The sequence below is a fragment of the Leptospira wolffii serovar Khorat str. Khorat-H2 genome (genome assembly GCF_000306115.2).
In the GTDB taxonomy this organism is placed as follows: domain Bacteria; phylum Spirochaetota; class Leptospiria; order Leptospirales; family Leptospiraceae; genus Leptospira_B; species Leptospira_B wolffii.
The window spans coordinates 63,084-83,863 of the sequence record NZ_AKWX02000004.1; the positions used below are offsets into that span (position 1 = coordinate 63,084).

Here is a 20,780-nt window from a genome sequence, read left to right on the forward strand (position 1 = left end):
AGGGGAGAATAAGACCCTCCTTCCCTTTAGGGAAGAAGGGTAAAGCCGACAATACTCGTCTAACTTCTATTAGATTTTGCAGCTGGAAGCCAGAGCCGAGTTGGAAGCAACTTCGGATCTCATTTTTTCCAGGAATGCGTCCGGACCGTTTTGGTCGAATAGGGAAGCGAACTTCTCTTTTCCGACTTTGCCGAAAGTAGCCGCGTCGGAGCAACCCATGAGAGACGCGAAAGCCTCCATTTTTTCTCCGGATCCTTTAGCAAACTCCTGCTCCAGAGACTGGTAGTTCAGGTGAACGAAGATCTGTTGTTCCACTTCTTTTTGAGCGAAACCGCTAGTCTCGCAACCCAGGGTTCCGGTAGTGATACCGAAAAGTTGGTTGTAGACGGTCGCGTTTACGGTAACGGCCACGACTTGGTGGACCTTTTTGTTTTCGGAGATCACGATGGATCCGAGTCCGCAGCCGGCTGCTCCATACTTAGCCGAAACATAAGTAGGAATCGAGAACAGGGTGACGAATAGAGATAATGCGAATATTTTTTTCATTGTGTATCTCCTTAGAATTTACAGCTGCGAGCTAAAGTCGCATCGTTCTTGATTCCGTCTTTTACCGCGCTTAAGAGCGAAGAAGGAGTCGTTTCTTCCCGGAAAAGATTTCCGTAATTGGATTTAGTCAACGCACCTAGTTGTGTCGTTCCCTCTGCGGAGCATCCCAGAAGACCGGAAAGAGCGTCTAATTTCTCTCCCTTGCCTTTAGCCATATCCTGCTCCAAAGAATCGAAGTTCAGAGATACGAAGACTTCTTGAGCCTTTTGGTTATGTACCAACCCGTCGGTAGTGCATCCGGAAGTTCCCGTGGTAATTCCGAAGGTTTGGATACCGGTTGCATTCAGAGTCAAAGCTAGAATTTGCAGACCTGCTTTGTTTTCCTTGATCAGTATGGACCCTAATCCGCAACCTGCGACACCGTAGTCGGCGGCAGAGACGGAAGTTCCCGCAGATAGGCCAATTAACGTAACTAGCGAAATTGCTAGAAGTTGTTTTTTCATAGGCGAACCTCTCCTTTTGGTTGGAAAATATAAAATTCCAAAGGAGGCACATGTCAACTAGAAATATGAGCGGGAAATGATGCGAAAAATTGCGATTTCGTAAATAATTGACCGACTCCTACCACTAAATAGGTAGTTTCTTTTAGCGGAATTCCTTGTAGAGATGACGTGAAAATGGCGTCTTCTGTCGGATTTTATCGGATTAAGAAACGAGCGAAATTTTCATTCACGCGATCACGGTTAGAAGATCGAGGAGAGCGATATTGCTCCCTTTCTTAAAAAGGGATTCCGACGATTTATTTGCAAAGGTTTATGGAATGACCAAAGTGTTTTCGAAAATCATATTATGGATTCTTGCTTTTCTGATTCTTACATTATCGTCTTGCCGAAGCCTCGGAACGAATCGAATGTTTCGTCCGGGAGTGGAAATGAACGAGAATATCACCCAGCCTCAGCCCTTGGATCCTCCGGCCGATTTTACCAATTCGCATGTAAGTTTAAGAATGGGGAACCAGGTCAAATCCCAAACGGTAAGCTTCGAGGAGGATTTTTTTCGCGGAAAGGAAACTACGAATCGCTTCAAGGCTCTGGTTAAAGAACTGAACGATTCCGGTTCCTTTAAGACCGTAATCTGGGAAGAATCGATTCCTTACGGAGGGATGCAATCGAATGTGATTTACGGAGACTTGGAGTTGGCGGAAATTCGAGCCACGAATCATGCCATTAAGCTTCCTTTCATACTACTCGCAATTGTCGGATATTTTCTTTTTCCGACTACCGTGGAGATCAATTCCACGGCGATTCTAACTCTACGTTATCCGGACGCCAAAAAGCCTCCTCTGGAAATCAGATCCATAGTATCCGGGACTTCCTACGAATATTTCGGGGAAGAGCAGTATCGAAAGCTGTTTAACGATATTAAACTAAAACACGTGGAAAATCTGACTGCCAGTCTGCGTTAAAGGAAAGAGCGCATATCCCAAGTGAGGGAGGGGAGAAAGTTACAAATCCGTCTTTTCTTGTCCGGTTTTTTTCTTTTTCCAACCCGAAAAAAAAGATTTGGTTCCCAAAAAAATGGCCGGATCAGGAGATTTCGAGAATATATCCAAAAAAGAATGGACTTCGGTACGCTCGCACGTATCTAAGAATTTTTTAAAGGAGACTTGTGAAATTGAAACGTTTAACGTCATTTCTCGTGGTAGTCGGTTTAATTGCAGCCCTCGGCTCAAATTGTTCCTCTACCCCTGATTACCGCGGACTAAATAACTCTGCGAAATATCTATTAGCTGAAGCGGAAGCTCTTCAGAAGGAAGGAAAAGGAGAGGAGGCCGCTAAATTAGTGGCAACCGTTCTGCAACTGCACCCTACTGACACGAAAGCACTTGCTATCTACAATGCCCTCTCCCCGGAACAAAAAGAAGCTGTCGAAGCTCACGGATTACTTGGATTCAATAAATCCAATCGTGCGAAAGTGGAAGCTTCTACCGGAGAAAAAATCGCTTGGTACATTCCGGATCGTATTTTCGACATCATCGATCAGGTTTCCGTTGACCTAAACGTCGGACCTCAGATCGGTGGGGGAGTTTGGGTAACTCGCGCGGTTCAGGCGGTTATTTATACCGGAACCGTGGGAGGACTCGGCTGGTTCCAAAAGAAAAATATCGGTATGAAATCCGAAGCAAGCTTTGATCTAGCAATAGGTCCGATCGGAGCGACTGCGGTTGCAGGAGCAAGAATCGGGACCGGCGGTTTGGATTATACCACCAGAGCTCTTTGGTTCCATACTCCTTCTCATAACCTGTACCAAGAATACAGAGATTATTGGGGAGTCGGTGCGAAAGTCGGATTTGTATTTGTCGGAGCCGAAGTAGAATACCATCCCGTGGAAATCGTAGACTTCCTCGCAGGTTTGGTTCTTTACGATCCAATGAACGACGACTATGCAACTACTCGTAGATTGATCTATACCGATCTTCAAAAGCAAAACCTGAAGACATTCACCGAAACTCTGAAAGATTTCGACGAAGTTTCTTTGGCGGAATATAAGAAACAATATCCTACTCTAAGCGAAGCTCCTGCAGCACCCGCTGCGACTCCCGCTAAAGGAAAAGGAAAGAAATAAGAATTTAGCCCTTGGCTAATTTCTTGAGGGCTTTAAGGTGGTTTATCCCCTTAAAGCCTTTTTTATTTCCGGCAAATTAAATGTTAAGATCCAAATTATTCTTTCTTTTAACGATTACTCAGCTCTTCCAAGCCTGTTTGTTTTCATATACCAGCGGTGGAAAATTTCCGGAGCCCTTGTCTAAGGATTCTCCTAAAGAACGGCTCATATTTTTGATCCGAGGAAAAGCCTGTGTTCAGATCTGCGGCGAAAAAGATAAGTCCGAAATCTGTCAGCCCGGACCGGAAACTTGCAAAACCTGGGCGCCGGGATGGTACCCGGTGGAATTCGCAAGAGACGAGAAATATTTCGATTTCTCAGAATTCTATCCTAGGAAGAAAAAGAAAGCCATCATGAATTTTCCGACGAATCTATTGCGTAAATATGATGTCGGATCCGAGGAGCCTTTCGAGTATAAACCCGTGGAATCCATTCCTCAGCTTTCTCAGGAGTATCCTAAGGGAGTCTTTAAGAATGTGATAATGATAAGACTATTGGAATTCGAAAAGACTTCGGATTGGCCTAGCTATCTTCCTTATTTCAGTCTACTTATCGTCCCCGGTTATGTAGAGGAAACTTTCAAGATAGAGGTCTCTCGTTATGATCCCCAAGGAAAAGAAACCAAAATGACGGATCATTCTCCTCCTAAGCTCAAGCATTGGTTCGGATGGATTTTCACTCTTTGGGGGCCGATGTTCTCTTCCAACGAAAAACATCTATTGTATAGAACCGTGGATACTCTTCCGGGGCGTTAGGATCAGTAAGACCGAATATTCTCCAAATAATAATCGAAACTGGGATCCAATACGAATGGGCCGGCGAACCGAGAGAGATCTCTTTCGAGTTCCTGGCCTTTCTGGTTTTTATAAGCTTCCTTCCATTCGTGGGAGATTGCGTCCGCATTTTCTTCCGTTTCGGATTCGGAAATCGCTTTTAGAGCGAATGCTAGTACTTCCCAATTAAAGGAAGAATGTTTGAGGAGAGCGTCCCATTCTTCTATTCCGAGCGTCTTTCTCTTTTGTATGATTTCCTCCAAGAGTTCGGTCGCCTGTATTCCCGAATCGGAACCGTTCTGGATGTAGGATCTGCGCAGAGGTAAAAGATAATCCTTATCCGGAAAGGGAGTCTTTTTTAGCGCGAGTAAAAGAGCTCTTCTTGCTAAAGCCGCAGATTCCGGAAATCTTCTTTGGTCCAAATATTCCATACTTAGAATATGATAGTAGATAGGTTCGTCTCGAAAGATGGTCGCCCTTTGTATGAGTCCTTCTTCGTAAAGGCTTCCGCCTTTGGCTTTGTAGGAAAGGATACATAGGCGGTGTAGATTTCTGTTTCTGGGAAAATAGGGGAGGAATCTTTTGCATCTTTCCAAGGACTCGTCGATCTTTCCGGATTTTTGCATCTCGGAGATTTCTTCCAATAAAGCCCGTTCTTCCGCTAGATAAGGATTGTCGGATTCCAATTCTCTCAATGCCGCACGGTAGTATTCTAAATTACCGACACGTGAAGACCAGAGCATGGCCCTGTATCGTAGGTTTCTGTCGGAAGGATCCTTGGCGAGAACGACTCTTGCCGTCTCGAGAGCCTTGTCCGGAAAGCGGAGAGAGTCGTAGAGGTCGGTCATCTCCCTAAGAAGTTTGGGTTGGTCCGGCTCTAGACGAACGCTTGTTTCGAAGCTTTTGAGAGCTTCGAGTTCTTCTCCCTTACCTAACTGGGCTCTTCCCAGAATCCAGTAGTAACGGTAGTCCCGACGCTCTCCGGTTTCATCCGCGATTTGTAACTTTTCTAAAGCTTGCTGGTATCTACCTCTTGCGGCCTCTTCGGCGGCCTGCTGGATTAGCTCTTCCCAAGAAAAGGTTGAACTCAAGGCCAGGACGGATTTTATAGTGCAAATAACTAAAAAGAACCAAACGGAAAGTGTGAGTCGCATTACAAGAGCCTTCCTTTTAAATCGGGCTTTTGGAACTCGGACCGGTCTCTGGAGACAGATCCGGAATACTCCGCGGCTTTGACGAACACAGGTCCCATCTTTTTAAACCATCGGAAATTTTATAAAAAAACAAGAGGTTTCCCTGAATGAATTCGGTAACGATTATTCTGTCCTTTGCCATCCTGGCTATTTTGACCGCAGTTGTTTACGCATTAAAGGTCACCAGGATTACCATCGGAACCGAGGGCGGAAAAGACCAAGAATCCAAGAAATTAATCGAAATTTCTTCCGCTATCTCTGAAGGCGCAATGGCCTTTCTCGTAAGGGAATATAAGACGATTTCCCTTTTCATCGCCTTTATGGCAGTTCTGATCTTCTTCCTTCTGGACAATCCGGCGACTCCGGATTTCAACGACGGGTTGTTTACCGCCATCGCATTCATTGCGGGAGCCTTGATCTCGTGTCTGTCCGGTTTCATCGGAATGAAGATCGCTACCGCAGGAAACGTTAGAACCGCTCAGGCGGCAAAAACGTCTATGGCTAAGGCATTCAGAGTCGCTTTCGATTCGGGAGCCGTTATGGGATTCGGTCTCGTAGGACTCGCTGTATTGGGAATGATCGGACTCTTCCTACTTTATACCAATCTATTCCAAACCGTGGATAAGCTTTTCTTAATGGAAGCCCTGGCCGGATTCGGTTTGGGCGGTTCCGCAGTGGCTCTCTTCGGTAGAGTGGGCGGCGGTATCTATACCAAGGCTGCGGACGTGGGTGCCGACCTGGTAGGAAAAGTGGAAAAAGGAATCCCCGAGGATGATCCTCGTAACCCTGCAACCATCGCCGACAACGTGGGCGATAACGTAGGAGACGTGGCCGGTATGGGAGCTGACTTATTCGGTTCCTGCGCGGAAGCGACTTGCGCGGCTCTCGTGATCGGAGCTACGGCTACTGCACTTACAGGAAATACGGACGCTTTATTATATCCTCTTTTGATCTCCGCTTTCGGAATCCCGGCTTCTCTTTTGACTTCCTTTATCGCTGCGGTGAAAGAGGGAGGAAATGTAGAGAAGGTTCTGAAAATCCAATTATGGGTTTCCACTCTTCTCGTGGGCGCGGCCATGTATTTCGTCACCGACTACTATATGGTGGATAGCTTCGAGATCGCAGGTAAGACGATTACAAAATGGAACGTATATATTTCCCTCATCGTCGGACTATTCTCGGGTATGTTCATCGGACTCGTGACAGAATACTATACTTCTCATTCTTATAAGCCCGTAAGAGAAGTGGTGGACGCTTCCAAAACCGGAGCCGCCACGAATATCATCTACGGACTCGCTTTGGGATACCAAAGTTCCGTGGTTCCGGTTTTACTCTTAGTAGTAACGATCGTAACCGCCAATATTCTGGCGGGAATGTACGGAATCGCGATTGCGGCTCTCGGAATGATCTCCACGATCGCGATCGGACTTACCATCGACGCTTACGGTCCAGTTTCGGATAACGCAGGTGGTATCGCGGAGATGGCGGAACTCGGAAAAGAAGTTCGTAATCGTACGGATACCCTGGACGCTGCAGGAAACACCACCGCGGCGATCGGAAAAGGTTTTGCGATCGGATCCGCTGCTCTGACTTCCTTGGCGTTGTTTGCTGCCTTTATTACCAGAACCGGAACCACCGGATTGGATATTCTGAATGCGGAAGTGTTCGGAGGACTACTTTTCGGAGCTATGCTTCCTTTCATCTTTACCGCTCTTACCATGAAATCAGTGGGTAAAGCAGCAGTGGATATGGTGGAGGAAGTGAGAAAACAGTTCCGCGAAATTCCAGGAATCATGGAAGGAAAAGCCAAGCCGGATTATAAAAGATGCGTGGATATTTCCACAACCGCCGCTCTTCGCGAGATGATTCTTCCCGGACTTTTGGTTCTGACTACTCCTATCGTAGTCGGATATCTTTTCGGAATCAAATCCTTGGCAGGAGTTCTGGCAGGTGCCTTGGTTGCAGGTGTGGTACTCGCGATTTCTTCCGCAAACTCCGGTGGCGGTTGGGACAATGCTAAGAAATATATAGAGAAGGCCGCGGGCGGAAAAGGTTCCGACCAACATAAAGCGGCGGTTGTGGGAGATACCGTGGGAGATCCTTTGAAAGATACTTCCGGTCCTTCCATCAATATTCTCATCAAGCTGATGGCGATCACAAGCTTAGTGTTTGCGGAGTTCTTCGTACAACACGGAGGCTTGATCCTTCGCATCTTCCAATAAGATTTTAGAGAATTCTAAAAGAAGAAAAAGGCCCGAAAGGGCCTTTTTTTATGTCTTCGATCGGAATATTCTTAAACTTCCACCAAATCCCGGATCTTCTTTCTCATTCTTCCCGCAGTGGGGTATCCTTTGCAGGCCCTTGCGCAATAAAGTAGCACGCTTTGGGAAAGGCGAACCGCTTCGGTCATTTCTTCTCCTCTGGAAAGAAAGAATGCCAAGATTCCTACAAGCAGATCTCCAGTACCCATGACGGCGAGCTTGGGCTCGCGAAAGTCCCAGAAATAGGATTTACCTTCCGGGGTGAATAAAACCGAAACGGAACCTTTCAATAAAAGATAGCATTGTTTGTTTTTGGACCAGGCACTTGCGTCTTCCAAAGAGCCGTAAATACTAGGATAATCCTTTCCTTGGAGGGAAGACCATTCTCCCAGATGAGGAGTGAGAATCGTATTGGGACCCAGAGTTTCGGAAGAATAGGCCGTGATCGCACCCGCATCCAAAATGATTTTTGCATTCTTAGGGAAAGCCAATTTGGGCGCATCCGTAGAAGAAAGACCCGGTCCGAGAGCGATGACTCTTGCCTTCTTAGCAAAGGATCCGGATAAAGGATCTTTTCCGGATTCCACGGGACCTACCATAAAGGAAGGATCTCTTTTAAGTATCCTTTGCAATGTATGAGGAGAAGGACTCATTATTTGGGAGATCCCTCCTCCTAATTCCTGGAAAGCGAGTGCGGAAGAAAGAATCGCCCCCGACATTCCCTCGGATCCTCCTAAAAATACCGCGGAGCCGTTCTTGTATTTGTGTGAATCTCTTTCCCGGACCAGTCGTCCTCTCAATTCCTCTTCGGAAGATTTACGGAATACGAATTTGGAAGTGGGGAATTCCTCCCTCAGAAATCCGATCGGATGGAAGGTCTTATTTTCCTCTTCCAAAGGATAAAATAGATTCTTCAGTTTGGGAGAGCCTATTTCCGCAAGGCCGTCTACGGGAAAGGGAAGCGTGGATTCCGGATTAAATCCCGAAACCGCATCTATACTCAGAACGAAACAAAGGTCTCGGAGTCTTTCTTTCGCGTCCGATATCTCCCGGACGACTGCAGCGATTTCTCCTTCGAGAGATCCTTGGAAACCGGTTCCTAGGAGCGCATCGATTAGGATATCTCCTTCCTTTACGAATCCGGATCGGAAATCGGCGAGTCTACGGTTGGGAATCCTTAAGGACTCGGTTAGTTTTTTATAATATAACGTTTCTTCGGAAAGATTTCCCGCCTTGGAGAAGATCTCTACTTTGCATCCTTCCGCTTTTAGAAATTGGGCGAGGGCGTATCCATCTCCCCCGTTATTTCCGGATCCGCATAATACGAGAATTCTTTCCGATTTAAGTAGACGCTTTTCCCATCCTTTGAATACGGATAACGCCGCAAATCCCATGAGCGTAATTCCGGAGATTCCTCTTTCCTGGATCGTGATTCGATCCAATTCCCGACTCTCGGAGTCGTTAAAGAGGGCGCTAACATTCATTAGAATGTGCCTATTTCCATTTATGAATTTCTAAATATCCGGAGCGGATCTTCATGGAATAGATCTCGTCGTTTGTATCCATCCAGGTTTCTCTCCAGAGCCCTCTGGGAGGAGGGTAATTCAATCGGATATTATTCACATGATTTCCGTCTTCGTCGTGGACTTGCAGACGGATGGAATTTCCTTCTTCGACTTCCGTTTCCCAGATAAAGAAATTATCGTTACTCAAAACCCAATACAACGTTTCCGAGGGATCTTGGATTTCCTTGATCGGCGTTACCTTCTTGTCCTTAACGTCGAATCGGAATATTCTACGATTCTTGAATCTTCCGGATTTAGAATCGTAGAAACTGAAGGATCCTAGAGCATAATCTCCGTCCGTATGTGAGAGAATGGTATCGGTATACCAGGTGATATCCGCTCCCGTTCCAAAGGCCTCTTTGAAATCGGAGGAATCAATTTTGGTCTTAAGCTTTCCCGCCTCGTCGAAAATGCTCAGCCTCATTTCTCCGTTAATCCTATGAAATACGAATAGCTGGTCGTTATTAGCGGCCTCCATTCTCTCTACGTATCCGAAAGGAGAGGAGCCCCCGCTTCCGTCCGCGTATATTGTCTGGACTAATTTTCCGGAATCGTTGATTTTTAGGATCACGGAAGGTATCGCTTCCTCCGCTTCGGTCCTGAATTCTCCCGATTTCTTTGCGAAGATATTTTCCGGGGCCTTATCGGTTTTCACGTCTTCTCTGGAAACTCTGGACTGAACGAATAGATCTTCGGAGTCGGAGACGGTAACGAGTCCGATTCTTCCCAACTTGATATTATAGGTTTTGATCTTATCTACATTCTGTTTTTCTTTCGGATATCCGATCACGAACTTCAATTCTCCGTCGGGATTGAATGCTTTGATCAAGGACTGCTCGAAATCCGGAACGTAAAGCAATCCGGACACGATCGCGAGTTGGTTGGGAACATTGGTGGGAACCCGATTCACTATGTTTACCTGGAGTTCCTTCAGGTCCTTACCTAATTTCACTCTTCCGAATAGGTAAGGATTATAATCGTCTACTCGGAACTTAGAACAGGAAAAGGAGAGAAGCCCAAGAATGGCGGCTCCCGTAATAAATTTCCATACTCGGGTCTTGTTTCTTTCCGAATTTGATGGGATTTGCATAATATCTTTTTTCTCCGTACCCTTTTTTAAAGCAAACGGGACGTTTCGTTACCATCCTTCGGTTTGGTATCAGAAAACAAGCAATTTCGTTTACAGGTGGAATCGGGTCTCGGAATCGGAGGTATTTTTTACTTTACACTAGGGCCCGGTCTAAATATTTTGAATGGATATCGGGAACCACCCCATCGTAATTGATAAGTTGCTTTAGACTTTCGGATAGATTTCGCAGTTTAAAGTATGTTTCGTCTCTCGTAGGTCGAAACGGGCGGTTTAGAGACTCTCTGTAAGGCCGGCGTGACAGTCAGTAAAGAAGTTATCGAAGCGATCTTAGATCGAATCCTTCTCGCCCCTGTCAAGCTGTACGCACTCATGGTTAGCCAAAGGCCAAACCATACGCTGATCGAGGTAGAGTTGGATCACCTCGAGCACCCGTACGGTTCCGTCAGCCTTCTGGAATGTGAGCATGTTTCCAGAAAACTGAATGAAGAGTTGGAACGGATCTCGCCGGATCTGAACTATACTCTTAAGGTTTCTTCCGCAGGTGCGGAAAGAAAGCTGGTGATTCCCGAGGATCTGGATAGATTCCGTGGGATACCGGTGCGACTCGTCTACAGAGCGGAAGGGTCGAAGGATAAAGAAGGAATCTTTAAGATTCTGGATAGGAAAGGAGATCAGGTCTTCTTGGAACCGTTTTCGAAGAGGAAAGCCGGAACCGGTAAAAAAAAGGAAGCCATCCTGGAATTGAAGGATATACTGAAAGGAAATTTGTACGTAAGTATTTGATTATGGCAGTTAAGAAGAAAGAAGCCGAAGTCAATCTGTTGGAAGCGATCCAACAGTTCTGCGCCGATAAATCTCTGGATAGAGAAGCGGTTATGGGAGTCATACGCGATTCCTTGATCACGGCATATAAGAAGAAATCCGGGCTCGAAAATCTGGACGATACAGAAAATCCGATCAAGGTTGAGTTCGCATCCGCCGGCGAAAACGTAGTCATCATCGTTCCTCGAAAAGTCGTACAAGATTCTCCTAAGGACGGATCGGAAATCGCTTTAGAAGAAGCTAATGCGTCCTATCCGGACGCTCAGGTGGGTGATATATTAGAATTTAAAGAAAAGCCTATGGAGCTTTCCCGTATTATTTCCAGCCAGGCCAAGCAGATGGTTTTCCAGCGCTTGAGAGATATGGAAAAAGAGCTTTTGTATCAGGAATACAAAGCCAAGGAAGGGGAGCTTACCCACGGTTATTTCCAACGTTGGAAAAAGGACGCAATGTCCATCGATCTTGGCAAGGTAGAAGGGATCATGCCTAAGAGAGAGCAGAATCCCGGAGAGAAATATCATAGCGGAGACCGACTCAAGGCGATCATCCAAAAAGTGGAGTTGCGTCCTAGGGAACCGATCCCTGTGATTACTCTTTCTAGAGCTTCCGCGGATTTCGTTCGTAAACTCTTCGAAATGGAAATTCCCGAAATCTATGACGGACTCGTGGAAATCGTAAACGTGGCTAGGCAGCCTTCCATTCGTACTAAAGTAGTGGTCTATGCTACCCGGGGGGACATCGATCCTGTCGGAGCATGCGTGGGGATGAAAGGGGTTCGTATCCAATCCATCGTTCGGGAACTCGGAAACGAAAGGATAGATATCGTCCAATATTCTTCCGATCCGACCGAATTCATCGCAAATGCGATTTCTCCCGCGAAGCCTTACGATGTTAAGGCGGATTCCGTGGGAAGAGAAGCCATGGTGATCGTTCCCGAGGAGCAATTATCTCTTGCAATCGGAATCAACGGATCTAATGTAAAGTTAGCGTCTCAGTTGACCGGATTCAGAATCGATATCAAAACCATAGCTCAGTACAACGAGGAATTCTCCTCTCCGGAAGCGAGAGAGAGATTGGATAAGCTCTTCAGTCCTCCTGCGGAAACCACCGAGGAAGAGGACGACGGAGCTACCGCACTCGAAGACTTACCTGGACTTTCCGCTCGTTTGATCGACTTATTGAGAAGCGCGGGTATCAACGACGTGGAAACATTGATCGAAATCAGCCAGGACGATCTGGCAAAACTCCCGGGAATCGGGCAGACTACGGCGGCGCAGATTATGCGAATTCTCGCCGAGTCCGTGGAATGGGTGGAGGAGAGCTAGTCCTCTCGATCGTAGCGGGTCGCATCGTATCAGGACAAGCCCTGTAGTAGACCAGGATATTATATGGAAGATAAGAACAAATCAATCAAGGAAAAGCTGCAGGGTTCTGCCGACGCAGGTAAGAAGAAGAAGCTGATCATTAAGAAGAAGCCGGATGAAAAAACGCCTTCCGCCGAATCTCCGAAAAAGGAAACCTCGGCATCGGAGCATTCGACTCCAGGCAAGCCGTCCGGTGCAAGCGCTTCTAATCCCGCTCCAACTGCAAAACCGACTTCGGGTCCCGCTCCAACTCCGAAAAGAGAACCCTTGTTTCCAGAGGCTCGACAGGAACCTCCCGTTCCAAGATCGGCTCCGCCGGAACCGATTTTAGGAGATAGCAATTCTCCTTTTCAGAGAGAAGACAATAATATTATCGTTTCTCGTCCGAATCAGAGACAAACTTATACCAATCAGAACCGGGGCGACGGATCTTCCGGAGAATATCGTGGCAATCGAGACGACCAAGGCGGCTATAGAGGCGGTCAGGGTGGTTATAATAGAGGCCCGAGAGACGACCAATCCGGCGGAGGATACCAAGGCGGCCAAGGTGGTGGCGGTTATCGTGGTGGTCAAGGCGGAGGATACCAAGGCGGCCAAGGTGGTGGCGGTTATCGTGGTGGTCAAGGTGGAGGATACCAAGGCGGCCAAGGTGGCGGCGGTTATCGTGGTGGTCAAGGTGGAGGATACCAAGGCGGCCAAGGTGGTGGTGGCGGTTATCGTGGAGGCCAAGGTGGAGGATACCAAGGCGGTCAAGGCGGTGGCGGTTATCGCGGAGGTCAAGGTGGCCAGGGCGGAGGATACCAAGGCGGTCAAGGCGGTGGTGGATATCGCGGAGGTCAGGGTGGCCAGGGCGGAGGATACCAAGGCGGTCAAGGCGGTGGTGGATATCGCGGAGGTCAGGGTGGCCAGGGCGGTGGCGGATATCGCGGAGGTCAGGGTGGTCCAAGCGGCGGCGGTTATCGTGGTGGTCAAGGCGGAGGATACCAAGGCGGTCAAGGCGGCGGTGGATATCGCGGAGGTCAGGGTGGCCAAGGCGGTGGGTTCCGTGGAGGCCAAGGAGGTCCAGGCGGAGGATTCCGTGGGCCTGCAGGTCCTGGAACTGGCGGTCCAGGAGGACCGGGTTTAGGAGCTCCTCCTGGAGGAGAAGGAAGAGGCGTACCTTCCGGTAAAAAACGTAATGATAAAGATAGAGGTGGGCGTCCTGAGGGCGGTTCCTTCGGAGACGAGAATTCTAAGTTTTTCCGCCAAACTTACAAGAAGCAGAAGATAAGCGGACCTACAGGGGTATCCGTACCTAAAGAAATTACGCTATTAGAGAACGTTCAAGTAGGCGAGCTGGCTAAGAAAATGAATCTTAAGCCGGGGGATGTGATTGGAAAACTCATGAAGATGGGTATGATGGTCACGATCAATAATATCATCGATGCGGAAACCGCATCCATTCTTGCCGACGAATATGGATGTAAGGTCAAAGTAGTTTCCTTGTATGAGGAAACGTTAATCGACGAGGAACAAGATAGTCCCGAAGATTATATTCACAGACCTCCGGTCGTTACAATCATGGGTCACGTCGACCACGGTAAAACGAGACTTTTGGATACTATCCGCAAATCTTCGGTTATAGATACCGAGTCGGGCGGAATCACCCAACATATCGGAGCTTATCAGGTTAAGACTTCCAAGGGAGAGATTACTTTCCTGGATACTCCCGGTCACGAGGCTTTCACTTCCATGCGTGCCCGAGGAGCGAAGGTTACGGATATCGTCATTCTGGTGGTCGCGGCGGACGACGGGGTCATGCCTCAGACTTTGGAAGCATTATCCCATGCAAAGGACGCAAAAGTTCCTATTATCGTAGCAATTAACAAGGTGGATTTGCCTACCGCGAATCCGGACAAGATCATGCAGGAATTGGCCAACCATGGCCTCCAATCGGAGGAATGGGGTGGAGATACCATGTATTGCAAGATTTCCGCCAAGGAGAATATCGGAATCGATAAACTCTTAGAAGCGGTACTTCTACAAGCGGAAGTATTGGATCTGAAGGCTAACCCGAAACGCAGAGCCAAAGGAACGATCGTGGAAGCCAAATTGGATCCGGGTCGCGGTGCCGTGGCTACGGTTCTAATCCAGAACGGAACTCTCAGAGTGGGAGATCCTTTCGTAGCGGGTGTCTTCTCCGGAAGAGTCCGCGCGATGTATGACGATTACGGACACCTAATCAAGGAAGCGGGCCCCGCTTTCCCGGTTCAGGTTACGGGTCTAGACGGAGTTCCCGATGCGGGCGCACCTTTCGATGCGGTCGAAGACGAGAAGGAAGCACGGAATATTTCCCAACACCGTATTGAATTCGAGAGAATCGGAAACGCAGGCGCTGCGGGTTCCAAGGTCACCCTGGAGAACATGAACGAGTTCATCAAACAGGGAGCTTTGAAAGAACTCAAGGTAATCATCAAGGCGGACGTTCGAGGATCTGCGGAAGCAATCAAGGAAGCTTTGGAAAAACTTTCCACTGCGGATGTGAAACTGAACGTGATCCAATCCGGAGCGGGAGCCATCGTCGATATGGACGTTATGCTTGCATCCGCTTCCAACGCAATCGTGATCGGATTCCATGTTCGTGCGAATCCTAAGACGATCGCACTCGCGGAGAAAGAAGGCGTTCAGATCAAGTATTACAGCATCATTTACCAAGTGGTCGACGAGATCAAAATGGCGATGGAAGGCCTCCTGGAGCCGGAAAGAATCGAGGAAGTCATCGGTACGGCCGAGATCCGGGAAGTATTCAAGGTATCCAAGATCGGAAACATCGCAGGTTGTATGGTTACCTCCGGAAAAATCACCAAGGCTTCCGGAATCCGCGTAATCAGCGACGGAGTCCAAGTATTCGACGGAAAGCTCAAGTCTCTCCGCAGATTCAAGGACGAGGTAAACGAGGTCGTGAACAACTTCGAGTGCGGTATCCAGTTGGATAATTTCAACGACTTTAAGGTCGGAGATACCGTGGAAGCGTATACGGTCACCGTTATCAAACGTAAGCTTGAGTAGAGGTCGTCTTACTTGAATCCGATCCGTAAAAGGAAAATCGAAGCGGAGACGGTTCGGACCGTCGCCATGATGATTCTTACCGGAAAAGTAAAGGATCCTAGGGTCCATATGGTTTCCGTACACAGATCGGAAATCTCGGACGATTCCAAATTTCTCAAAGTTTTCGTAACAGCCATCTGCACGGACAAGAAAAAGGAAAAATTACTCGCAGGACTGAATAGCGCTGCGGGTAAATTCGCCGCGACTCTCTCTACGAAATTGAATTTAAGGATTACTCCTAAGATCCATTTCGTATGGGACGAAGAATATATCCAAGGTTTAGATGAATCCCTCCGACTTACAAGAAAACCGACGAATCCGGACTGAATTCGGGTTTCTACTTCTGGATAAGCCGGTTGGGATGACTTCGTCCGATTTGGTTTTAAAGGCCAAAAAGACCTTGGGGCTCCGTAAAGTAGGTCATACCGGAACCTTGGACAAGGCCGCATCCGGGCTTATGGTACTTCCCGTAGGAACTGCGACTAGTTTTTCCCAATTCTTCTTGGGAAGAGAGAAAGAATACAAAGCAGAAGTGCAATTCGGCTTCTCTACCGATTCCGGAGACAGAGAAGGTCTCGTTATCGAGGATTGGGAGAATGCTCGCATCGAGAGATGGTATTCCGAGTCCAAGTCCAAATTCGAGAAGGTACTACAGGAAGTTCCTCTTTGGGAAGAGCAGGTGGCTCCCGAAGTTTCCGCATTGAAAGTGGGGGGACAGAGAAGGGCCAAGCTATTCCGAGAAGGAGTATCCGTTCCCCCCGCCATCCGTAAAATGAAGATATTCGAATTCGAAGCGGAAGGAATCTGTCCCCAAGGTTTCATTCTACGCACCCGAGTCTCGGGAGGCACTTATATCAGAAAATTGGTGATGGATATAGGAGAAGCTTCCGGAATTCCGATGTGTCTAAAGTCTCTCGTTCGGACCAAGGTGGGACGTTTGAGTTTGGAGCAGGCGGATACATACGAGGCTCTTCTATTGGGCAAGGCTGTCATACATCCTCCCGAGGAAATTTTGGATATTCCAGGCCTAGAGATTCCGAGTACGGAAGTAAAGGACGTATTCCACGGTAAAAAGATTAAGTTGGACTGGATTCCGGCTCAGGAATTCCTTTTGACTTCGCCCGAGGGGGAGATTTTAGCCTACTGCAAGAGAGACGGACTTCCTGGCAGTGTTTCCTATAAATATTTGAAGGTCTTTTCCAAAATTTAGCTTGGACCCTAGATACCGCATACGAAAGTTGACTCTAGGTACAATCAAACTATGATAACTACGGAATTAAAGAAGCAAATTATATCCACATTTGCAAAAGGAAAGGGAGATACCGGTTCCACGGAAGTCCAAGTCGCCCTCCTAGACGCTCGTATTAAAGGCCTAAACGAGCATTTTAAAAGCCATAATAAAGATTTTCACTCCAAAACCGGTCTTCTTAAACTAGTTAGCAAGCGTAAGAAACTATTGGAATATCTAAAACGCCAAGATCTAGAACGTTATAAAAAGCTGATCGAAACCCTCGGACTCCGTAAGTAAGGAGTCCCCTCATGGCAAAATCTATAACGGGCCAATTTGGCCGCGATTCTATTACTCTCGAAACGGGAGACTGGGCGAAACAGGCCCACGGGTCCGTAGTATATAAAACCGGAAATTTGGTTCTGCTTGCGACCGTTTGCGCCGCCGACGAACCGAAAGAAGGCCAGGACTTTTTTCCTCTCACTTGTGAATATTCCGAAAAAGCTTACTCCGTAGGAAGATTTCCCGGAGGGTATTTCAAGAGAGAAGCGAAGCCTTACGAACATGAAGTTCTAAACTCTCGTATCATAGACCGTCCTATTCGTCCTCTTTTTCCGGAAGGATATTTCTGCGAAGTGCAACTGCAGGTGCAGGTTCTTTCCGCGGACACGGAGGTTTCGACAGCCGGCCATGCTTTAAATGCAGCTTCTGCAGCGTTAGCTATTTCTAATATTCCATTCAACGGTCCGATTGCCGGAGCCAGAGTGGGAAGAATCAACGGCGAGCTGGTACTGAATCCCGGAAACAAGGAAATTCCGAATTCGGATCTGGATCTAATCGTTGCAGGAACCAAAACCCATATCGTAATGATCGAAGGCGAGGCCAAAGAACTTGCCAATGCGGAGATGTTGGAGGCTTTGAAATTCGCACAAAGCCATATCGCCAAATTCGTGGAACTTCAGGAAAGCTGGGCCAAAGAATTAGGTGTCGTCAAAAAAGAAGTTAAACTGAAAGTAAAAGACGAGACCTTACTAGCGGAGGCGCGTAAATACGCTTTCGACAAACTCTCCGCGGCTAACAAGACTTCGGACAAAACGACTCGCTCTAAGGAAATTTCCAACGTAAACAAGGAAGTCGTAGAGTATTTCAAGCAAACCGTTCCGGAAGCTGATAAGATCAAAGACATTAAAAACTTCCTACACGAACTCGAATACGAAATCGTACGCGAGCAAGTATTGAAGGAAGGAGTTCGTTTCGACGGAAGAAAATTGGACGAGATCCGAAATATTTCCGTAGAGATGAGCCCTCTACCCGGAGTTCACGGGTCCGCTGTATTTACCAGGGGCCAGACTCAATCCTTGGGAACTGTAACCTTAGGAACCGCTTCCGACAACCAACGTTATGAGACTCTGGAAGGGCAGAAGGAAAAGAACTTCATGCTCCATTATAATTTCCCCGCATTCTCCGTGGGAGAAGTGAGGAGATCATCCGGTCCGGGACGTAGAGAGATCGGTCACGGAAACCTTGCGGAAAGAGCCTTGAAATTGGTTCTTCCTAAGCAGGACGATTTTCCTTATGTGATCCGAGTGGTATCGGAAATCTTGGAATCCAACGGATCCTCTTCCATGGCTTCCGTATGTTCCGGATCCTTGGCCTTGATGGCCGCCGGTGTGCCCGTAAAATCGGCAGTTTCCGGAATCGCGATGGGGCTATTCTCCGACGATACCGGTAGATTCGCAGTCCTTTCCGATATCGCGGGACTCGAGGATCATTTCGGAGATATGGATTGCAAGATCGCCGGAACCAGAAAAGGAATCACCGCATTTCAGATGGACCTAAAGGTCACCGGTGTGGCGTTTAACGTTCTTGAGGCCGTATTCTCGCAAGCCGAGAAGGCGCGTTTCCACATCCTGGACGTGATGGAGAAACATATCTCCAAAGCTGCGGATTCCGTTTCCAGAACCGCTCCTAGGATCATAGTTAAGAATATTCCGAAAGACCGGATCGGGGAACTGATCGGACCGGGCGGAAAAAATATCCGCGGAATCATCGAAGCTTCCGGAGCGGATATCAATATCGACGACGATGGAAGAGTGACGATCGCGGGAGCCAACCAGGAACAAGCGGAGAAAGCCGCAGGAATGGTGGAAGGATTTTTCGCAGAAGTGGAAGTAGGAAAGATATACGAAGGAAAGGTGAAACGTATCACCGACTTCGGAGCTTTTGTGGAAATTCTACCCGGTAAGGAAGGGCTTTGCCATATCTCCAAACTGGATTCCAAAAGAGTGAATTCCGTAAAAGACATCGTGAAAGAAGGCGAGATCATTCGAGTCAGAGTCCTAAACGTGGACAAGACCGGAAAAATCGATCTTTCCAGAAGAGACGCTCTCGAAGTCTAAATTCCAAAAAGGCCGGCGAGCGGTGTCTCGCCGGGCCCAAGATATTGATTTTCCAAGAAGAAAAAAGCCATAAATTACAATTGCCGAACGGTTTGACCGTTCTTTTCCAAAGGGCTCCGTATACCGTCAGCGTATCCGTAGGAGTCTATGTAAAATTAGGATCCCGTTCTGAATCCGAAATTACCGCCGGATACTGCCATTTCTTGGAGCATATGCTCTTTAAGGATACGGAGCAAAGAACCGCTAAAAAGCAGGCGGAGGATTGGGAAAGAGTGGGCGCTTATTCCAATGCGGCCACTTCCAGAGAATATACCTATTTTCACGCGACGCTTGCTTCCAGGGATTTGGAACTAGGATTAGAACTTCTTTCTCAGATGATGTTCTCTCCTTTACTCCGGGAACAGGATTTACGCACGGAAGCGGAAGTCGTTCTGGAAGAGATGAAAGGATATGAGGACTCTCCGGAAGACGGGGTTCATGATTTTTATTACCAGAACTTATTTCCGGGAAACGCTCTCGGCCGGGATATCATAGGAACGGAAGCGTCCATCCGCGGAGTGACTTCCGCATCTCTTAGAAATTTTTACGAGACCTATTATCATCCCGCCAATATGATTCTTTCTCTTTCCGGCAATTTCGAACCGGAGGAGATCTTTAGTCTTGTCTCGAAATATTTCTCCGCTTCTTCTCGTTCGGGAAAAATCGCGTTATTCGAAACTCCCGAAAAACGTTTCGGATATTTTCATAAGGGTAATAAGGAGACGGAACAAGCCTATTTCATATTAGGCGGAGAGGGGAGTCCTCGTAATTTCCGGGATGCCACCCGTCTTTCGCTTCTGACTCATATTTTAGGCGGGGGAATGTCTTCCCGTCTTTTTCAAAAGGTCAGGGAAGAAAGAGGACTCTGTTACCACATCACTAGTTACCCTTCTTCCTACAAGGACACTGGAATCACGTCCATCGTATGTTCCTCTTCCAAGGATCGTTTCGCAGAGAGTCTCGAAGTTATATTAAGCGAATTGAAACTCTTTGTGGACGAAGGAGTGGGCGAAAAGGAATTGAAGGACGCTCAAACCAATCATGAAGGAAGTCTTTCCATAGGTTACGAGCATACGGAAAGTAGAATGAATAATATCGCTTTCCAGGAATTGTACTACGGTAAATATCATACTCTCTCGGAGAGAATCAGGGAAATTCACTCCGTGACCCGAGAAGAGATCAATTCCACGATCCGAAGAATTTTCGCTCTTCCCAGTCTGCACTTATCCTTTCTTGCCAAATTGAAGGCTAAGGAAGAGGAAAAAATCCGTAAGATCTTTGAATCCTATTCTTATCGTTAATATTTATGAAAATTCCAGTCAAGAAACTGAAAGAGAATGCCAGCCTTCCTGAGATCAAGACGTCCGGTTCCGCGGGTTACGATATAGCCGCCTGCTTGGATGAGAATTTGGAATTGCCGGTGGGTGAAGTGAGACTCGTTCCTACGGGGCTTTCTTTCGCTATTCCGGAAGGGTTCCATTTCGAGATCCGTCCTCGCTCCGGCTTTTCCACAAAATTCCGCATACTAATTCCGAATACTCCGGGAACGATCGATTCGGATTATAGAGGAGAACTAATGGTTCCTCTATTGAATCTAGGGAAAGAGCCTTATATTCTGGAAAACGGAACTAGGATTGCACAGCTTTTGATTCGCAGAACCTGGCATGCGGATTGGGAACTTGTGAAGGAACTCCCCGAATCGGAAAGGGGAGAAGGCGGATTCGGAAGCACAGGCTTCAAGAGTTAATC

The 20,780-nt window shown here is 47.5% G+C and carries 18 protein-coding genes; 13 read left to right on the top strand and 5 right to left on the bottom strand.

What is annotated here, in order from left to right:
• Window positions 1-69: 69 nt before the first annotated feature.
• On the bottom strand, window positions 70-546 hold the full coding sequence (locus LEP1GSC061_RS00325) for a DUF3015 family protein (protein WP_016543799.1): 477 nt from the start codon (window positions 544-546) through the stop codon (window positions 70-72).
• Between the two features lie 11 nt (window positions 547-557).
• Complete coding sequence (locus LEP1GSC061_RS00330) at window positions 558-1,049, bottom strand: DUF3015 family protein (protein WP_016544171.1); 492 nt, start codon at window positions 1,047-1,049, stop codon at window positions 558-560.
• A 407-nt stretch (window positions 1,050-1,456) separates the two neighbouring features.
• Between LEP1GSC061_RS00330 and LEP1GSC061_RS00335 the strand changes: the two genes are divergently transcribed.
• The 3 genes from LEP1GSC061_RS00335 (at window position 1,457) to LEP1GSC061_RS00350 (ending at window position 3,965) form a co-directional block, all read left to right on the top strand.
• Entirely contained in the window at window positions 1,457-2,011 is a 555-nt protein-coding gene (locus LEP1GSC061_RS00335) for a hypothetical protein (RefSeq protein WP_156844466.1), read from the top strand.
• A 203-nt stretch (window positions 2,012-2,214) separates the two neighbouring features.
• A complete protein-coding gene (locus tag LEP1GSC061_RS00345; RefSeq protein ID WP_052006463.1) occupies window positions 2,215-3,171 on the top strand; it encodes an outer membrane protein assembly factor BamD in 957 nt (318 codons plus the stop codon).
• An 80-nt stretch (window positions 3,172-3,251) separates the two neighbouring features.
• Window positions 3,252-3,965 (top strand): hypothetical protein, encoded by a 714-nt coding sequence (locus LEP1GSC061_RS00350; protein WP_016543652.1) that lies wholly within the window; start codon window positions 3,252-3,254, stop codon window positions 3,963-3,965.
• 2 nt (window positions 3,966-3,967) lie between these two features.
• Here the strand turns inward: LEP1GSC061_RS00350 and LEP1GSC061_RS00355 are convergent, their stop codons facing one another.
• A complete protein-coding gene (locus tag LEP1GSC061_RS00355; protein WP_016543714.1) occupies window positions 3,968-5,137 on the bottom strand; it encodes a tetratricopeptide repeat protein in 1,170 nt (389 codons plus the stop codon).
• Window positions 5,138-5,283: 146 nt separating this feature from the next.
• Here LEP1GSC061_RS00355 and LEP1GSC061_RS00360 point away from each other — a divergent pair, with 146 nt between their 5' ends.
• Window positions 5,284-7,398 carry a sodium-translocating pyrophosphatase gene (locus tag LEP1GSC061_RS00360; protein ID WP_016543771.1) on the top strand — a complete coding sequence of 705 codons (2,115 nt, stop codon included), beginning with the start codon at window positions 5,284-5,286 and terminating at the stop codon, window positions 7,396-7,398.
• A gap of 71 nt (window positions 7,399-7,469) precedes the next feature.
• On the opposite strand, the gene LEP1GSC061_RS00365 is transcribed toward LEP1GSC061_RS00360, so the two are convergent.
• Both LEP1GSC061_RS00365 and LEP1GSC061_RS00370 read right to left on the bottom strand, forming a co-directional pair.
• Window positions 7,470-8,921: a bifunctional ADP-dependent NAD(P)H-hydrate dehydratase/NAD(P)H-hydrate epimerase gene (locus LEP1GSC061_RS00365; RefSeq protein WP_016543600.1), complete on the bottom strand. Its 1,452-nt coding sequence runs from the start codon at window positions 8,919-8,921 to the stop codon at window positions 7,470-7,472.
• A 10-nt stretch (window positions 8,922-8,931) separates the two neighbouring features.
• Entirely contained in the window at window positions 8,932-10,092 is a 1,161-nt protein-coding gene (locus LEP1GSC061_RS00370) for an LIC_12708 family protein (RefSeq protein WP_016544021.1), read from the bottom strand.
• Window positions 10,093-10,449: 357 nt separating this feature from the next.
• Here LEP1GSC061_RS00370 and rimP point away from each other — a divergent pair, with 357 nt between their 5' ends.
• From rimP to dut, 9 genes are all read left to right on the top strand, one after another.
• A complete protein-coding gene (gene rimP, locus LEP1GSC061_RS00375) occupies window positions 10,450-10,875 on the top strand; it encodes a ribosome maturation factor RimP (protein WP_232218355.1) in 426 nt (141 codons plus the stop codon).
• Window positions 10,876-10,877: 2 nt separating this feature from the next.
• Window positions 10,878-12,239 carry a transcription termination factor NusA gene (gene nusA, locus LEP1GSC061_RS00380; protein WP_016543392.1) on the top strand — a complete coding sequence of 454 codons (1,362 nt, stop codon included), beginning with the start codon at window positions 10,878-10,880 and terminating at the stop codon, window positions 12,237-12,239.
• Window positions 12,240-12,302: 63 nt separating this feature from the next.
• A complete protein-coding gene (gene infB, locus LEP1GSC061_RS00385; protein ID WP_040507488.1) occupies window positions 12,303-15,326 on the top strand; it encodes a translation initiation factor IF-2 in 3,024 nt (1,007 codons plus the stop codon).
• A 12-nt stretch (window positions 15,327-15,338) separates the two neighbouring features.
• Window positions 15,339-15,692, top strand: a complete 354-nt coding sequence (gene rbfA, locus LEP1GSC061_RS00390; RefSeq protein WP_016543979.1) for a 30S ribosome-binding factor RbfA — start codon at window positions 15,339-15,341, stop codon at window positions 15,690-15,692.
• Window positions 15,649-16,575, top strand: a complete 927-nt coding sequence (gene truB / locus LEP1GSC061_RS00395; protein ID WP_040507490.1) for a tRNA pseudouridine(55) synthase TruB — start codon at window positions 15,649-15,651, stop codon at window positions 16,573-16,575. Before rbfA ends, truB begins: the two co-directional genes overlap by 44 nt.
• A 51-nt stretch (window positions 16,576-16,626) precedes the next feature.
• Window positions 16,627-16,893 (top strand): 30S ribosomal protein S15, encoded by a 267-nt coding sequence (rpsO, locus tag LEP1GSC061_RS00400; RefSeq protein WP_016543419.1) that lies wholly within the window; start codon window positions 16,627-16,629, stop codon window positions 16,891-16,893.
• A gap of 11 nt (window positions 16,894-16,904) precedes the next feature.
• Entirely contained in the window at window positions 16,905-18,992 is a 2,088-nt protein-coding gene (pnp, locus tag LEP1GSC061_RS00405) for a polyribonucleotide nucleotidyltransferase (protein ID WP_016543325.1), read from the top strand.
• 44 nt (window positions 18,993-19,036) lie between these two features.
• Complete coding sequence (locus LEP1GSC061_RS00410; RefSeq protein ID WP_016543666.1) at window positions 19,037-20,332, top strand: M16 family metallopeptidase; 1,296 nt, start codon at window positions 19,037-19,039, stop codon at window positions 20,330-20,332.
• Between the two features lie 5 nt (window positions 20,333-20,337).
• On the top strand, window positions 20,338-20,778 hold the full coding sequence (gene dut, locus LEP1GSC061_RS00415) for a dUTP diphosphatase (RefSeq protein WP_016543902.1): 441 nt from the start codon (window positions 20,338-20,340) through the stop codon (window positions 20,776-20,778).
• Window positions 20,779-20,780: the final 2 nt, after the last annotated feature.

Bases quoted from the DNA above. Each gene is read 5' to 3' on its own strand.
- LEP1GSC061_RS00325 (WP_016543799.1), bottom strand. From the start codon at position 546: ATGAAAAAAATATTCGCATTATCTCTATTCGTCACCCTGTTCTCGATT.
- LEP1GSC061_RS00330 (WP_016544171.1), bottom strand. From the start codon at position 1,049: ATGAAAAAACAACTTCTAGCAATTTCGCTAGTTACGTTAATTGGCCTA.
- LEP1GSC061_RS00335 (WP_156844466.1), top strand. From the start codon at position 1,457: ATGTTTCGTCCGGGAGTGGAAATGAACGAGAATATCACCCAGCCTCAG.
- LEP1GSC061_RS00350 (WP_016543652.1), top strand. From the start codon at position 3,252: ATGTTAAGATCCAAATTATTCTTTCTTTTAACGATTACTCAGCTCTTC.
- LEP1GSC061_RS00355 (WP_016543714.1), bottom strand. From the start codon at position 5,137: ATGCGACTCACACTTTCCGTTTGGTTCTTTTTAGTTATTTGCACTATA.
- LEP1GSC061_RS00360 (WP_016543771.1), top strand. From the start codon at position 5,284: ATGAATTCGGTAACGATTATTCTGTCCTTTGCCATCCTGGCTATTTTG.
- LEP1GSC061_RS00365 (WP_016543600.1), bottom strand. From the start codon at position 8,921: ATGAATGTTAGCGCCCTCTTTAACGACTCCGAGAGTCGGGAATTGGAT.
- LEP1GSC061_RS00370 (WP_016544021.1), bottom strand. From the start codon at position 10,092: ATGCAAATCCCATCAAATTCGGAAAGAAACAAGACCCGAGTATGGAAA.
- nusA (WP_016543392.1), top strand. From the start codon at position 10,878: ATGGCAGTTAAGAAGAAAGAAGCCGAAGTCAATCTGTTGGAAGCGATC.
- infB (WP_040507488.1), top strand. From the start codon at position 12,303: ATGGAAGATAAGAACAAATCAATCAAGGAAAAGCTGCAGGGTTCTGCC.
- truB (WP_040507490.1), top strand. From the start codon at position 15,649: ATGAATCCCTCCGACTTACAAGAAAACCGACGAATCCGGACTGAATTC.
- rpsO (WP_016543419.1), top strand. From the start codon at position 16,627: ATGATAACTACGGAATTAAAGAAGCAAATTATATCCACATTTGCAAAA.
- pnp (WP_016543325.1), top strand. From the start codon at position 16,905: ATGGCAAAATCTATAACGGGCCAATTTGGCCGCGATTCTATTACTCTC.
- dut (WP_016543902.1), top strand. From the start codon at position 20,338: ATGAAAATTCCAGTCAAGAAACTGAAAGAGAATGCCAGCCTTCCTGAG.